This is a genomic window from Lactobacillus sp. wkB10 (assembly GCF_000760615.1).
GTDB lineage: Bacteria > Bacillota > Bacilli > Lactobacillales > Lactobacillaceae > Lactobacillus > Lactobacillus huangpiensis.
The window spans coordinates 94,972-110,680 of the sequence record NZ_JRJB01000007.1; the positions used below are offsets into that span (position 1 = coordinate 94,972).

At 36.2% G+C, this 15,709-nt stretch carries 16 protein-coding genes and 1 other annotated feature; all 16 genes read left to right on the forward strand.

Translation table 11 applies throughout. The features are described 5' to 3' along the window. The first annotated feature begins 420 nt into the window (after positions 1–420). The 16 genes from polA (at position 421) to yqeH (ending at position 15,704) form a co-directional block, all read left to right on the forward strand. A complete protein-coding gene (gene polA / locus LACWKB10_RS06145; RefSeq protein ID WP_034980124.1) occupies positions 421–3,105 on the forward strand; it encodes a DNA polymerase I in 2,685 nt (894 codons plus the stop codon). Between the two features lie 12 nt (positions 3,106–3,117). Continuing rightward, a complete protein-coding gene (gene mutM / locus LACWKB10_RS06150; RefSeq protein WP_034980126.1) occupies positions 3,118–3,948 on the forward strand; it encodes a DNA-formamidopyrimidine glycosylase in 831 nt (276 codons plus the stop codon). Further along, on the forward strand, positions 3,945–4,562 hold the full coding sequence (gene coaE / locus LACWKB10_RS06155) for a dephospho-CoA kinase (protein WP_034980129.1): 618 nt from the start codon (positions 3,945–3,947) through the stop codon (positions 4,560–4,562). Before mutM ends, coaE begins: the two co-directional genes overlap by 4 nt. Next, positions 4,549–5,016, forward strand: coding sequence for a transcriptional regulator NrdR (gene nrdR / locus LACWKB10_RS06160; protein ID WP_034980131.1), 468 nt, complete (start codon positions 4,549–4,551; stop codon positions 5,014–5,016). The genes coaE and nrdR overlap by 14 nt, the downstream gene beginning before the upstream one ends. A gap of 2 nt (positions 5,017–5,018) precedes the next feature. After that, positions 5,019–6,380 (forward strand): DnaD domain protein, encoded by a 1,362-nt coding sequence (locus tag LACWKB10_RS06165; protein WP_034980133.1) that lies wholly within the window; start codon positions 5,019–5,021, stop codon positions 6,378–6,380. Positions 6,381–6,390: 10 nt separating this feature from the next. Next, the gene (gene dnaI, locus LACWKB10_RS06170; RefSeq protein ID WP_034980135.1) at positions 6,391–7,290 is read left to right on the forward strand and encodes a primosomal protein DnaI; all 900 of its coding nucleotides are present in this window, start codon (positions 6,391–6,393) and stop codon (positions 7,288–7,290) included. Positions 7,291–7,608: 318 nt separating this feature from the next. Continuing rightward, positions 7,609–9,543: a threonine--tRNA ligase gene (gene thrS / locus LACWKB10_RS06175; protein ID WP_034980136.1), complete on the forward strand. Its 1,935-nt coding sequence runs from the start codon at positions 7,609–7,611 to the stop codon at positions 9,541–9,543. Between the two features lie 208 nt (positions 9,544–9,751). Next, on the forward strand, positions 9,752–10,489 hold the full coding sequence (locus LACWKB10_RS06180; RefSeq protein ID WP_034980138.1) for an amino acid ABC transporter ATP-binding protein: 738 nt from the start codon (positions 9,752–9,754) through the stop codon (positions 10,487–10,489). A gap of 14 nt (positions 10,490–10,503) precedes the next feature. Further along, the gene (locus tag LACWKB10_RS06185; protein WP_034980141.1) at positions 10,504–11,322 is read left to right on the forward strand and encodes a transporter substrate-binding domain-containing protein; all 819 of its coding nucleotides are present in this window, start codon (positions 10,504–10,506) and stop codon (positions 11,320–11,322) included. Beyond that, on the forward strand, positions 11,319–11,957 hold the full coding sequence (locus tag LACWKB10_RS06190; RefSeq protein ID WP_034980142.1) for an amino acid ABC transporter permease: 639 nt from the start codon (positions 11,319–11,321) through the stop codon (positions 11,955–11,957). Before LACWKB10_RS06185 ends, LACWKB10_RS06190 begins: the two co-directional genes overlap by 4 nt. 13 nt (positions 11,958–11,970) lie before the next feature. After that, a complete protein-coding gene (locus LACWKB10_RS06195) occupies positions 11,971–12,624 on the forward strand; it encodes an amino acid ABC transporter permease (protein WP_034980151.1) in 654 nt (217 codons plus the stop codon). A 63-nt stretch (positions 12,625–12,687) separates the two neighbouring features. Continuing rightward, positions 12,688–12,799, forward strand: a sequence feature (ribosomal protein L20 leader region). Between the two features lie 37 nt (positions 12,800–12,836). Continuing rightward, positions 12,837–13,349 carry a translation initiation factor IF-3 gene (infC, locus tag LACWKB10_RS06200; protein WP_034980154.1) on the forward strand — a complete coding sequence of 171 codons (513 nt, stop codon included), beginning with the start codon at positions 12,837–12,839 and terminating at the stop codon, positions 13,347–13,349. A gap of 22 nt (positions 13,350–13,371) precedes the next feature. Beyond that, positions 13,372–13,572, forward strand: coding sequence for a 50S ribosomal protein L35 (gene rpmI, locus LACWKB10_RS06205; RefSeq protein ID WP_034980158.1), 201 nt, complete (start codon positions 13,372–13,374; stop codon positions 13,570–13,572). A 36-nt stretch (positions 13,573–13,608) separates the two neighbouring features. Beyond that, a complete protein-coding gene (gene rplT / locus LACWKB10_RS06210; RefSeq protein WP_034980161.1) occupies positions 13,609–13,965 on the forward strand; it encodes a 50S ribosomal protein L20 in 357 nt (118 codons plus the stop codon). Positions 13,966–14,071: 106 nt separating this feature from the next. Beyond that, positions 14,072–14,596, forward strand: coding sequence for a YqeG family HAD IIIA-type phosphatase (locus LACWKB10_RS06215; RefSeq protein ID WP_034980172.1), 525 nt, complete (start codon positions 14,072–14,074; stop codon positions 14,594–14,596). Further along, entirely contained in the window at positions 14,589–15,704 is a 1,116-nt protein-coding gene (gene yqeH, locus LACWKB10_RS06220; RefSeq protein ID WP_034980174.1) for a ribosome biogenesis GTPase YqeH, read from the forward strand. Before LACWKB10_RS06215 ends, yqeH begins: the two co-directional genes overlap by 8 nt. The last annotated feature ends 5 nt before the right edge of the window (positions 15,705–15,709 follow it).

A 15,709-nucleotide genomic window follows, 5' to 3' on the forward strand; every position in this document is an offset into this window, starting at 1 on the left:
CAGCGGGCACAGAGCTCCACAATTTAATGAAGCAATAAAGAAACGGTTGATAGTAAAAAGGACTTCACAATCTTTTATATTAGCTGATTCTAGTAAGTTCGGAGCATCTTCTAATGATAATGATTCTCAGATTGCTAAAGAAACAAAGATTATTTGTCCGTAACTAAAACATGAAAGTCAGATAAGACTTTATTTATTAGTAGAAACATCAAACTTAAAAAGAGTTTGATGTTTTTGCTTAAAAAAAGTTCTAAAAATTCTATACAAAAAGCGTAATAAGCGAAAAGTAAGTTGTTAATTTGAAGTTGATAAACGAAATTTAACCTGTTTGTTATAAAAACAGTATTGTGCAAGATCCGTGCAAAAACTGTTAAAATGGTAGTTGAATAAAGAAAATTGGTTTAATTGTAAGGAGATCTAATGGCTGATAAAAAATTACTTTTAATTGATGGTAATTCAGTTGCCTTCCGTGCCTTTTATGCACTATATCGCCAACTTGAAAATTTCAGAAATCCTGAAGGATTGCATACTAACGCCATTTACACATTTAAAAATATGCTTGATGTCGTGCTAAATGATGTCGAACCCGATCATGTTTTGGTTGCTTTTGATGCAGGTAAAACTACCTTTAGAAATAAGATGTACGCTGACTACAAAGGTGGCAGACAAAAGACTCCCTCAGAATTATCTGAACAACTGCCATACATTCAGGAGCTTTTGCATGACTTGGGTTTGTCTACATATGAGCTTGATAACTATGAAGCCGATGACATCATAGGAACTTTCGTAACTAATGGTGAAAAAGAAGGCTTTAAAGTTACGGTAGTTACAGGTGATAAAGATTTGACTCAGCTGGCATCGCCGCAAACAACAGTAATGGTCACTAAATCAGGGGTGCTAAACTTAGAAGCTTACACACCTGAACACATGAAAAAAGTTAATGGTGTTACACCAACTGAATTTATTGATATGAAGGCATTAATGGGTGACAATTCTGATAATTACCCCGGTGTAACTAAAATTGGACCTAAAAAGGCATCACAGCTTATCCAAGAATATGGTTCAGTAGAAAATTTGTATGATCATATCGATGAAATGAAACCTTCTAAAATGAAGGAAAATTTGATTAATGATAAAGATAAGGCTCTTTTAGGCAAAAAATTAGCTACTATTGATCGTCATACTCCTTTAACCATTGGGATCGATGATGTTAAAAGGCGTCCTATTGACTATCAGAAATTGCGCAGATTCTATGAAAAGATGAACTTTCGTAAATTCTTGAGTGAATTAAATCCGGACGGAGAAAATCAAACACAAGATCAATCGGAAAAAACATATGATAATGATAAAATAGTTGATTTCACTGAACTTAAAGAAATTGACATCAATAATTTTGCTGTTACTGATGGACAAACTATTACTTTTTATCTCGGAATGCTTGGTGCTAATTATCATTTAGCTGATTTTGTCGGTTTTGCCATTAAGGTAGATAATCAAATATATATTAGTCGCAATGTTGAACTGCTAAAAGAATCTAAACTTAAAAACATACTTGAGAGTGATAAAGTTTCCAAAAATGTGTTCGACCTTAAAAGGACAACTGTAGGTTTGAACCGATTAGGTATTCATGCTCGCGGCATTGACTATGACATGCTTCTTGCTTCATATTTGATTAATAATGAAAATAATTCAGACGATATGGGCGAGATATGTCGGATGTACGGCGATAATTCGGTTAAAAGTGATTACGATGTCTATGGTAAAGGTAAAAGTGCCCACATTCCAGAAGACGATCAGGTGTTATTTAACCATTTGGCTGGCAAGATAGAAGCAATTGAGAACTTAAAAGAGACATTGTTAGCTAAACTAAAAGAGCACGAGCAGGATGATCTTTATGCCAACATCGAAATACCAGTTGCACGAGTCTTGTCTGTCATGGAGATAAATGGTATCAAAGTCCAAGCTGATACCTTAACGCAGCTCCAGGATGAATTTGCGGTTGACCTTAAAAAAATGGAACAACAAATCTATGATGAGGCCGGTGAGGAATTTAATATTAATTCTCCTAAGCAATTGGGCCATATTTTATTCGAAAAAATGGGCTTGAAGCCAATTAAAAAGACCAAGACTGGCTATTCAACTTCTGTTGATGTTTTAAACCAGTTAAAGGATGAGAACCCTATTATTGAGCAAATTTTGACTTACCGGCAAATTGCAAAAATCCAATCTACCTATGTTAACGGCCTGCTAGATGTTATTCAAAAGGACGGTCGCGTTCACACGAGGTATTTACAAACTCTGACCGCAACCGGTCGTTTGTCCTCCGTTGACCCTAATTTACAAAACATCCCAACTAGAACAGAAGAGGGTAAACAAATTCGAAAAGCTTTTGTGCCTAGTGAACCTGACGGCTATATTTTTTCATGTGATTATTCTCAAATTGAATTGCGGGTACTAGCACAAGTTTCTGGTGATGAGCAGATGCAGGAAGCCTTTAGAACGGGTTATGATATTCATGCTCACACCGCAATGCGCATTTTTCATCTTAAGTCAACCGATGATGTGACTCCGCTAATGCGCCGCAGAGCTAAGGCAGTTAATTTCGGTATTGTATACGGTATTTCTGATTATGGCTTGTCTAAGAATCTCAATATTAGCCGTAAAAAGGCTAAGGAATTTATTGACAATTACTTTGAACAATATCCGCAAGTTAAAGAATATATGAATAAAGCTGTGCAAGTGGCACGTGAAAAAGGTTATGCGGAGACAATAATGCATAGAAGGCGTTATTTACCTGATATTCACGCCAAAAATTATAACGTCCGTTCATTTGCCGAAAGGACAGCTATCAATTCTCCTATTCAAGGTTCAGCTGCAGATATTATTAAAATAGCAATGATTAACATGCAGAAAAAATTGGATGACATGCATCTCAAGACAAAAATGGTAGTCCAGGTTCATGATGAATTGATTTTTGATGTACCAAAAGATGAATTAGAAACAATCAAAAAAATTGTGCCTGAAGTTATGCAATCCGCTGTGAGACTTGATATACCTCTTGTAGCTGACTCTGGATATGGTCATAACTGGTTTGTTGCGAAGTAAGGAGTAATTTTAATGCCCGAAATGCCGGAAGTTGAAACTGTCAGGCGAACACTTCTTCCTCTTATCAAAGGAAAAACAATCAAAGAAGTAACTGTATGGTACCCAAAAATTATTACCGGAGATGCTAAAGAATTTGCAAGACAATTAACTGGAAAAAAGATAGAAAATATAGATCGTTACGCTAAATATCTGCTAATTCGTCTCAGTGACAATTTAACAATAGTGTCACATTTACGCATGGAAGGTAAGTATCGCTTAGTCAAAATAAATACAAAAAAAGACAAGCATGATCACGTGCAGATCATTTTTAGCGATAACTCGGCCTTACGTTATAATGACGTGCGTAAGTTTGGCCGGATGCAGCTGATAAAAACCGGAACAGAAAAAGAAAAAACTGGTATTGGCAAATTAGGTGTTGAACCCAACTCAGCAGCTTTTACCGTTTCTTATTTACAAAAAGGCTTAGCCCGTAAAAAGAAAAATATTAAAAATACATTGCTTGATCAATCAGTAGTGGCCGGTCTGGGTAACATTTACGTGGATGAGGTTTTGTGGGAAACAAAAATTCACCCACTAAGTATGGCCAATAGTATCCCGGATACAAAAGTTGCAGAACTGCATGATAAAATTAATTCGCTGATAGAATTAGCCATAGCAGAAAGGGGTACTACAGTTCATACCTATCTAGATGCAAATGGTAAGACAGGTGGTTTTCAAAAAATGTTGCAGGTATATGGTCACAAGGGTGAACCTTGCATGCGTTGTGGTACGCCTCTTGAAAAAATTAAAGTAAACGGACGAGGTACAACATTTTGTCCTAAGTGTCAGGTGATTTACAAATGACAAAGATTTTAGGCTTAACCGGCGGGATAGCCAGTGGTAAAAGCACTGCTGATGTTTTTTTTAGAGAAAAACAAATACCGGTTATAGACTGCGATCAAATTGCTCACGATATCTTAAATAAAGGCGAGAAGGGTTATGAACTAGTAGTAAAACAGTTTGGAAAAAGAATACTTAAGTCAGACCAATCTATCAATCGTTCAGCGTTAGGACAGATTGTTTTTGATGATGAAAAGCAGCTTGAAGCTTTAAATGAAATTACCCATCCGTTGATTTTTCAAGAAATACAGGCTAAAATTGCGCTAAACAACCGGAACAAAAATTCTTTGGTTGTTGTCGATGCACCAGTTTTATTTGAATCAAATGGTCAAAAATATTGCGATTTTACCTTATTGATTGCAATACCAGAATCTCTGCAAATGAAGCGGTTAATGTTAAGGGATAATTTAAGTAAAGGTGCTGCTTTGAAGCGAATTCGTAGTCAGATGCCCTTGTCCCAGAAAGAAAAATTGGCTGATTTTGTGATTAATAATACTGGTACAAAGCAAGATCTGAAATCCAAATTAGCACAGTTGCTTCTTGAAATAAAAGGGGAGGACTTATATGGAATGTCCTAATTGTCATAAAAATGCATCAAAAGTCATTGATTCACGTCCAAGTGATGAAAATCGTGCAATTAGACGTCGCCGTGAATGCGAAAACTGTGGCTTTCGGTTTACCACGTTTGAAAGAGTTGAAACTACTCCTTTATTAGTGATTAAGAATGATGGTACTCGTGAACCTTTTAATCGTAAAAAAATTTTGCATGGCGTAATGGCGGCTGGTCAAAAGCGGCCGATATCAAGTACACAATTTGAAGAACTAGTCGACCATGTAGAAAACAAAGTCAGACAACAGGGGGTTAGCGAGATTTCTTCGAAAAAGATTGGTCAACTGGTAATGGATGAGCTGGCAAAAATTGACGATGTGGCCTATATTCGTTTTGCTTCCATTTATCGGGAATTTAAAGATATGTCCAGCTTTATGAAAACAATGGAAGATATGATTGCAAAAAGGGAAAAGGGTAATTAATTATGTTTGAGACAAATGATCCCAAACAGCCGTTTTTCATTACCAACAAAGTGGATATTTTTCCTAAAGATTTGCACATATTAATTAAATTGTATCAACCTCTTATTGGCTCCCTTGCTTTAGCTGTCTATTTAAGTCTAAATGAAGATTATAGTGCACAGGCAATGCTTTCTGATGCTAAGGGAATCTATACTCTTCAAGAACAGACAGATTGTGATATAAAAAAGTTGTTTGGTGCACTGCACAAGCTTGAAGCCGTTGGTTTGATTCAAACGAGACTGCTCGATAACCAAATTATGGGTCAGGTTTTGTGTTTCAAAATTAAGAGAGTTCCAGCAAGCAGTGAATTTTTTACAACTGCACTTTTAGCTAGTTTATTAAAAGAAAAAGTTGGAGTATCTGCCTTTAACAAATTGAGTCACGAGTTTGCCAGAGAAGCTAAACAAAATAAGAGTGAATTAAGTGGCATCAAAGAGGCACCTAATATTTCTGCTTCATTTATGGATGTTTTCCATTTATCCGATCAAGAAGCAATAGATCCTTCAATTGAGGTTAAAAAAGCGGCTCGAGAGAATAATTATTCTGCAAGCAATTATGCTACTATTAATGATCAAGATAATATTGACTGGAATTTTATGAAACAGCAATTCGAAATTTATCAAATAGCTGGCAGTGAAATTGATCAGAACAAAGAAGCTATTCGCGCAGTAATGCGCATATATGGGCTGACAGAACAGGAATTTGTTGACGAGGCAATACCTTGTTTGCATGGTGACTATCATTTAAATATGAGAGAAATTAAGCAAACTATTGCTAACAGCATTCATGGTAGTGCTACTCGCAGACATTTGCAAAGCAAGGCTAAAATATCTGACAAATTTGATAATAATAGCCAATTAAATCAGGAAGAGCAAAAATTATTGCAAAAAGCACAGACTGATACTCCGGCACAGTTTTTATATCATTTAAAAGCTGAGAAAAATGATTATGTCGATGCGAGTGAATATCAAGTGTTAGACAGCCTATATAATGATAAGGGAATATCAGCGGAATTACTTAATATTCTGACATATGCTTGTTTAAAAAGTGGCCCCAACATTTCTTTTCGTTTAGCAAACAAAATTTTGCATGATTGGCTGCAACATGGTGTTAAAACGGGTGCTCAGGCCTTGGATTATATGGACAAGAGGAAAAAAGCACAAGAACAAAGGCGAAGCAAGCGGTATAACCGCTTTGCTCCCGGAAAAACGGTTGAAAAGGGCACTGATTGGAACAAGCAAAAGCCAAAATTAAAATCTGATGTCTCAAGTGCGGAGCTAAAAGAATTTTTCAAGAATTTTGAAGATAAAAACGGCATGAAGTAGGTGAAATAAAATGCAACCCATTAAAAAAATTATGGCTAAAGGACAAACTGCTAAAGCAGAAGACGAGAGTACCGCTAAAATTAAGCAAAAAGTTTTGGCAGAACCCAAAGTGCAACAATTTATCAGTCAGCACCGAGCACAACTTAATGACAGTATAATTGATAAAAGCCTTCCCAGTCTTTTTGAATTTTATCTGAGCCAACATAAAAAAGATCCTGTGACCAAAGGATATTATCCAGATTTGATAATGAATAAAAATGCCATTAGTCTTAAATTTGTTCCTGAAGACAGTAAACTGATTCATGATCAGGAAATTAATATTAAAAAGCACTTGCGTTTAATTAATTTACCAGAGGGTTTGCATGATGTTCGTTTAAGTAAAATTGAAATGACACCAGAAAGAGCAGAAGTAATGACTGCTATTCAGCGCTTTTTATATCGGTATTCACAAGATATTCACCAAAAGGGTCTTTATTTATCAGGTAATTTTGGTATTGGTAAAACGTATATTTTAGCAGGACTGGCAAATCAGGTAGCTGCAATGGAAAAATATGTCGTTTTTCTGCACGTTCCAACCTTCATTGCTAGTTTGTCCAGTCATTTTAATGACAATAGTTTACAAACTGAAGTACAAAAAATTGCTAATTCTGACTTGTTAATATTGGATGATATCGGTGCGGAAAATTTAAGTCAATGGTCACGAGACGAGGTCTTGGCAGTAATTTTACAGGCTCGAATGGACAATATTTTGCCAACCTTTTTCTCGTCCAATTTTGCTATGGCTGATTTGGAGGACCATTTCAAGGAAACCAAAAGTTCAATTGAACCAGTGAAGGCTGCTAGAATAATGGAAAGAATACGTTCTTTAGCAACGGAAATAGTAATATCTGGACCTAATCGACGTCACTAAGTTATAAAAGATGCAGAATAATTTAATTTTTTAATGAAAATATACTTGCATTAAAAAATTATTGGGTTATAATTAAGTCCAATGAATGAACATGTTGCAACGCAACTCAGAGAGAAAAGCATTATTCTGAAAGCTTTCATTAGCGCTTGCAATCCACTCATTCATACCTAAATTTTGATAATGGGTTAGATTCCGTTAACAATCTATAACGAGATAGTTCATTTTCTTGAACTAAATTTTGGGTGGAACCACGTTAATTAACGTCCCAGTGCTTAATTGCACTGGGATTTTTTTGTTATAAAAATTTTGGAGGAAATAATGAGTTTTTCGATTACTTTGCCTGACGGCTCAAAAAAAGATTTTACAGATGCTGTTTCAATATCTGATTTAGCACATAGCATTGGTACATCTTTAGGTAAAGCAGCTCTTGGTGCAAAAGTAAATGGTCAAATTGTTGCTTTAGACTATAAGGTGAACAAAAATGCGGAAGTTGCAATTATTACCGACAGGGATAAAGAGGGCTTAGCAATTTTGCGTGATACCGTTGCATTCGTTCTTGAAGCTGTGGCCAAGAAGGCCTATCCTGAGATTCATTTTGGTGAACATGGAGCTGACGACGAAGGCTTTTACGTTGACACTGATAAAGAAAATCAAATAAAAATCAATGAATTACCTGACTTGGAAAAAGCGATCAAAAAAGCAATTAAAGCAGGAGAAAAGATTGAATCTAACTTAATGTCTAAAGATGAATTGGCTGCTGTATTCAATGAGGATCCTTATAAGAGTGAAATGCTTAAAGCTGAAAAAGGTGACCAAGTTCGAGTATACAAACTAGGCGACTTTATCGACTTTGGCTTTGATGCATTACTGCCTAACACAGGAAAAATTAAGCAATTTAAATTATTGTCAGTTGCCGGTGCTTACTGGAAAGGGCAATCTTCTAATCCTATGCTTCAAAGAATTTCGGGTACAGCATTTTTCAAAAAGGCAGATTTGGATGCGGACATTAAAAGACGTGAAGAAATTAAAGAACGTGATCATAGAACAATTGGTCGTGATCTTGATTTATTCTTTGTTGATCCAAAAGTTGGTGCTGGTTTACCATACTGGATGCCCAAAGGTGCCACAATTCGCCGGGTAGTAGAACGCTACATTATCGATAAAGAAGTCGCTGACGGCTACCAACACGTTTATACTCCAGTTTTAATGAACGTTGACGCTTATAAGACTTCAGGCCACTGGGCACACTATCGTGACGACATGTTCCCACCAATGGATATGGGTGACGGTGAAATGCTTGAGCTGCGACCAATGAATTGTCCTTCCCACATTCAAATTTACAAACATCACATTCGTTCATACCGCGAGCTCCCAATTAGGATTGCAGAACTAGGTATGATGCACAGATATGAAAAATCTGGTGCTCTGTCAGGACTGCAACGTGTACGAGAAATGACTTTAAACGACGGTCATACATTTGTGACTTTAGATCAAGTTCAAAGTGAGTTCTCAAAAATCTTGACTCTAATTTTAGATGTTTACAAAGACTTTGACATCACTGATTACTACTTCAGACTTTCTTACCGTGATCCAAAGAATACTAAAAAGTATTTTGCTAACGACGAGATGTGGGAAAGAAGTCAGTCAATGCTGAAAAAGGCTATGGACGATATGGGACTTGACTATGTTGAAGCTGAAGGTGAAGCTGCATTTTACGGTCCAAAACTAGATATTCAAACTAAAACTGCTTTAGGTGCAGATGAAACAATGTCCACAATTCAACTAGACTTCATGCTGCCTGAAAGATTTAACTTAACCTATGTTGGTCAAGATGGTGAAGAGCACCGACCAGTTATGATTCACCGCGGGATTGTTGGTACTATGGAACGTTTCATAGCTTACCTGATTGAGATTTACAAAGGTGCTTTTCCAACTTGGCTGGCTCCAGTTCAAGTAGAAGTGATCCCAGTAAATTTGGAAGCCCATTCAGATTACGCCAAAAAAGTTCGCGACGAACTAAATAAACGTGGCTTTAGGGCTGAAGCAGATTTACGTAATGAAAAATTAGGTTACAAGATTCGTGAGTCACAAACACAAAAAGTACCATATACTCTTGTTTTAGGTGACAAGGAATTAAAGGACAATGGTGTAAACGTTCGTCGCTACGGTACTGAAGAAGAGGTAGCCAAGAGTTTTGACGAATTTATCAGTGAAATTAAGCAGGATGTTAAATCATATTCACGTGAAGAATAATCGAGTAAAAAATAGTAAAGACAAGTTTAATTTAATAGATTGCAGGAATAATTTGATAACTTAGACCTTAAATATAAAAACCGCTAAAATTTGCACGTCGAGTAACAAAATGTAGTGTTGACGGGATGCACTTTTGATTAATTAATCAATTGCTAAAAAAGCTTGGTTTAAATAGTTAAATTAAGACTGCTAAAAAGGAGCATTAATTATGTCAATGGTAGAATTTCATGACGTGCAGAAATTTTATGGCAAATTTCACGCGTTGCATAGTATTAATTTACAAATCGATAAAGGCGAAACTGTTGTTTTAATCGGACCTTCCGGTTCCGGTAAGAGTACGCTTATTAGAACAATAAACCGCTTAGAGTCAATTCAGGGTGGAAAGCTGATAGTTAATAATCAGGATTTGTCCAATCCCAAGACTGATTCAAATAGGTTGCGCCAGGATGTCGGCATGGTTTTCCAACACTTTAATCTTTATAAAAACAAAAATGTTTTGGAAAATGTGATGCTGGCACCTAGAATTGTCAGTCATATACCTGAGGATGAAAATAAAAAACAGGCAATGAATTTGCTTGATATGGTTGGTGTGGCTGATAAAGCCCAAAATATGCCAGCACAGATATCTGGTGGACAAAAGCAACGTGTAGCTATTGCTCGATCTTTAGCAATGCATCCCAAATTATTGCTTTTTGATGAACCAACTTCAGCACTTGACCCAGAGATGATTGATGAAGTTTTACAGGTAATTAAAAAGATTACATCTTCTAGTGATATGACTTCCCTGATCGTTACCCACGAAATGGGTTTTGCTAAGGAAGTGGCTAACCGCGTTATCTTTATGGACCAGGGTCATATTGTTGAAGATGATGACAGTTCTTCCTTCTTTAAACAGCCAAAAACAGAACGGGCTCAGCAATTTTTAAGCAAAATAATAGCGCATTAAGAGGGGGCAATATCATGAAAAAATTAATTTGCTCAATCTCGCTATTTTTGGGAATGTTCCTTTTATCAGGTTGTGGCAACAGTGTCACTGACCAGTCAGCTTTGAAAAATGTGCGCTCGTCCAATACCATTACTTGGGCAGTTGAAGGTGACAAAAAGCTTTTTAGTCTAATCGATATTAGAGATGATAAAGAAAAGGGCTTTGATATTGATATGGCCAAAGCCATTACTAGAGAAATTTTAGGTCCTAAAGGACAAGCTCGCTTTACGCTTGCCACTTCACAGTCGAGAATACCTTTATTGAAAAATGGTAACGTTGATGCGGTAATTGCCACTTTGACAATTACTCCTGAAAGAGCGCAAGTGATTAGTTTTTCTAAATCGTATTTTCAGGCTGGTAAATCATTTCTTGTCCCTAGAGGATCAAAAATTAAAAAGCCAAGTGATCTTAATGGCAAAACTGTAATCGGTATTGTTGGAGACAACTCTGTTGAGGCAGTAAAGAAAGTTGCTCCCAGAGCAAAAGTTGTCGCAATGCAAGATTATGGTCAGGCAGTATCAGCTTTGAAATCGCATCAAGGAGATGCTTTGACTAGTGATAATGGTATTTTATATGGTTTAGCCGCACAGAGTCCTGGAAGCCTTGAAGTAACCGGAGGAACTTATACTAAAGAACCTTATGGCATCGCAGTAAATAAAAATCAAGAACCTTTTCATAGGGCTATAAATCGAGCGATTGACAAGATTCAAAAGAGTGGAGAATACAATCGCTTAATTAAAAAGTGGTTCGGTCAAGTTCCTGGTTTTAACTATAAGGAGATGTATATAAAATGATTCGTATCTTCAATAATTTTAGTAGTCAACTATTTTCAGGATTCGGCTGGACTATTTTATCAAGCTTGTTAACCTTAATATTTAGTCTGATTTTTGGAGTTTTATTAGCGCTTTTAGAGGTTATCCCTAATAAAGTGGCAAACAAAATCGGTAGAACTTACGTTGAGATTTTTCGCAATATTCCGTTATTAATTATCGTAATGTTCTTTTACTTAATAGTACCGAAATATTTTGTTCAAATTGACGGCTTTACTGCAGGTACAATTGGTTTGTTCTTGTATACTTCAGCTTTTATTGCTGAAATAATCCGTTCAGGCATTCAGTCTGTTTCACAAGGCCAAATGGAAGGTGCCAGATCTACGGGGATGACTTATAAGCAAGCTATGCGTTATGTTATTTTACCTCAGGCTTTTAAAATTGTTATTCCACCATTAGGAAATCAATTTGTCAATTTAATAAAAGATTCGTCTATTTTAGCTTTTGTGGCTGGTTTTGATTTAATGTACCAGGCTAATGCAATTGCTTCTGTGACTTTTGATACTTTTAACAGTTATTTTGTAATCGGTGTGCTATATTTAATAATTACTATGCCGTTAAGTTATTATATGCAATATCTAGAAAAGAAAATGGCGTAGGGAGGGGACTAAAATGCAAACATGGATTAATGCCCTATCATGGTTAAACTTTGGTTTTCTATTAAAGGGGTTAGCAGTCACATTATTTATTTCAGTTTTTGCAATCGTGCTAAGTTTCATTTTAGGATCGATTCTGGGAATAATTCGCTATGCAAAAATTAAATTTATTTCGGCAATTGTTGGTTTCATTATTGACATTGTGAGAAATTTACCGTTATTATTGATTATTTTCTTTACCTATTTTGGTTTGCCAAATATTGGTTTAAGGCCAGGAGCAATTTTGTCAGCAATTATTGCAATGACAATCTTTGAATCCAGTATGATCGCTGAAATTGTGCGCTCAGGTATTCAGTCAGTTGCTGTGGGTCAAATTGAAGGTGCCAGATCCACAGGAATGACATTCGTGCAGGCATTATGGCATGTTGTTTTGCCGCAGGCATATCGTCATATGATTCCTACTATTATTGGACAGTTTGTGTCCTTAATTAAGGACACATCTTTAGCTACTATCATTGTTGTACCTGAACTAATGCAACACGCACAAGTTATTTATGGTCAAAATGCCAATTATATCGTCCCAATGTTTGCGGCCCTGACGCTTTTATATTTTATTGTTTGCTTTACCCTGTCCTTAATCGGTAATAGACTCAATAAACAATTGGCATAAATTAAAGCATTAAAATTTATCTGATTGACATAGTTACAAAAGACGAGTATAATTACGACAGTTGAGAACAAGAAGAAGCTTCCCGCTTCTCGCCTAAGTTAAGTTGACCTCTGGGCTGATCGATATTTTCTGTTGATTATGGGCGGGTAAAGTTTACCCGCCTTTTTCTTGTCCTCAGATTAACATGGAGGTGAAGAATTATTCCAAGGAATTTGATATTGAACGATCAAATTCGCGCTCGCGAAGTTCGTTTAATTAATGAAGATGGTGAACAAGTTGGTGTTGTAACTAAAACTGAAGCTTTACGTCAAGCAAGTGTTGCAAATTTAGATTTAGTTCTAATTTCGCCTAATGCCAAGCCACCTGTTGCTCGTATCATGGACTATGGAAAGTACCGTTTCCAGCAACAAAAGAAAGTTAAAGAATCTCGAAAAAAGTCTAAAACGGTTAGTGTAAAAGAAATCCGTTTAAGTCCAACGATTGAGGGTAACGATTTTAACACCAAGTTAAAACATGCGCGTAAATTTATCACCAAGGAAGGTGCTAAAGTCCGCGTTTCGATCAGGTTCAGAGGTCGAGCAATCACTCATAAGGAACTAGGTCGTGAAGTGTTGGAAAAAATGGCTGAAGCCACATCCGATATTGCTACTGTAATTAGCAAGCCCAAGATGGAAGGCCGTTCAATGTTCTTAATGCTCGCTCCGAAGAGTGACAAAAATAATTAGTTAATTTGGAGGAATTAGAAAAATGCCAAAAATGAAAACCCACCGCGCTTCTGCTAAGCGTTTTAAGAGAACTGCTTCTGGTCAATTAAAGCGTCATCACGCTTTTACAGGTCACCGTTTCCACGGCAAAACTAAGAAACAACGTCGTCATTTGAGAAAGGCTGCAATGGTTTCACGCAGCGACTTGAAGCGCATCAAACAGATGCTCTCTCAAATGCGTTAATCAAATATATAAAACGATATTTAGGAGGAATTTTAGATGCCAAGAGTTAAGGGTGGAACAGTTACACGTAAACGTCGTAAAAAGATTATGAAGCTTGCCAAGGGTTACCGTGGCGCAAAGCATATGCAATTTAAGGCTGCAAGTACACAGTTATTTGTATCATACAGATATGCGTTTCGTGACAGAAGAAGACGCAAGAGCGACTTCAGAAAGTTATGGATTGCAAGAATTAATGCTGCAGCAAGACAAAATGATATTTCATATTCTAAGTTAATGCACGGCTTAAAATTAGCTGGTGTTGATATTAACCGTAAGATGTTAGCTGATATTGCTTATAACGATTCAAAGACCTTTGCAAAATTAGCAGAAACTGCTAAAAAGGCTTTAAATTAACCAAAAATGGCGCTTATGGCGCCGTTTTTTTATGTCAAAATTTAGCACTTGCAGTAGAAAATTTGGTATATTAAACTAGTGCAGTGATAGATAAGAGGGAAATTGAATGTTATTCAGACCACACTATACAATTGACACAATTTATCATTTAGATATTAAGGTGCTAAACCAAATTGGTATCAAAGCAGTATTTTCAGATTTAGACAACACTCTTTTGGCATGGAACGAATTTGAAACTGCTGAAAAAATGAATAATCTAAATAAAAAATTAGCACAAGCCAATATTAAGTTAGTTGTGATTTCTAATAACAATGCTGAAAGAGTGGGCAAAGTTCTAAATCCTTATCATATTGACTTTGTAGCCAAGTCGAAAAAGCCATTGCCCTTTGCTATAACAAAGAAAAGAAAAAGAATGGGATTAAAAAAAGACCAGGTCATGATGGTTGGTGATCAGTTAATCACAGATATACAGGCAGGAAACTTGGCTGGTGTAGAATCAGTATTAGTAAAACCGCTTATTCAAACTGATAAGTGGAATACACGTATTAATCGTTTTTTTGAGAAAATTATTTTTTTCTTTTTAAGCCTTTCACACCCAGTTACATTTAAGGAGACATTAAAAAATGGATGACCAAATTATTTGTATCGGTTGCGGTGCTGTTCTTCAATCAGATAGTCCACAAGAAGCAGGATTTTTACCCGCTTCCTGTTTGAAGCAAGCAAGAGAAAGTGAAGATGAGGGCAATGATATCTATTGCCAGCGGTGTTTTCGCTTGCGTCATTATAATGAAATTATGCCAGTCGAGTCTGATAATGATGACTTTTTAAAATTATTAAATTCTTTATCAGAAAAGAAAGCATTAATTGTCAACGTCGTAGATCTATTTGATTTCACCAATTCTTTGCTTTCTGCAATTACACGTTTTATTGGAAAGAATGATTTTATTCTTGTTGGCAATAAATTTGATCTTTTTCCGCAAAATTCTCGTCAAAGCAAAATAAAGGACTGGATGCGACAGGAAGCTAATCGCGTTGGTTTATTTCCTAAAAAAGTATTTTTGGTTAGCGCTAAAAATAAAGAGAATTTATCAGAATTGATAGCATATTTAGATCAAAACTCACGTGATCGAGATGTGTATTTTGTAGGAACAACAAATGTAGGTAAATCCACTCTTATCAATGCAATTATTGATCAAATGGGAGATATTCAAAATTTGATCACTACATCACGCTTTCCGGGAACAACACTTGATAAAATTGAAATTCCTTTGGCAAATGGTCATTTTTTAGTCGACACTCCAGGAATAATAACGGAAAATCAGTTGGCTACACGTTTAAACGCTCAGGAATTGAGCATGATTTCACCGCAAAAGCAGCTTAAGCCTGTAACTTTTCAGCTTAATTCAGGTAACACTTTATTTTTAGCTGGATTAGGCAGAGTGGACTTTTTAAAGGGGGAAAAAGCAAGTTTTACGGTTTATGCAGCACGGGGATTATATATTCACAGGACTAAAACGGAAAATGCAGATAGTTTCTATGATAAACATCTCGGTGAACTGCTCAATCCACCTTCGCAAAGTGATGAGTTGCCCCCTTTAAAATGGCAGGAATATCATACTAAAGAAAAAAGTGATTTGCTATTGGGTGGAATAGGCTTTGTTACAGTTCCTGCGAATTGTTTGGTTAGAGTATATACACCAGGTCAAATTGGTCTAGGTATTAGACGTGCATTAATTTAGAGGAT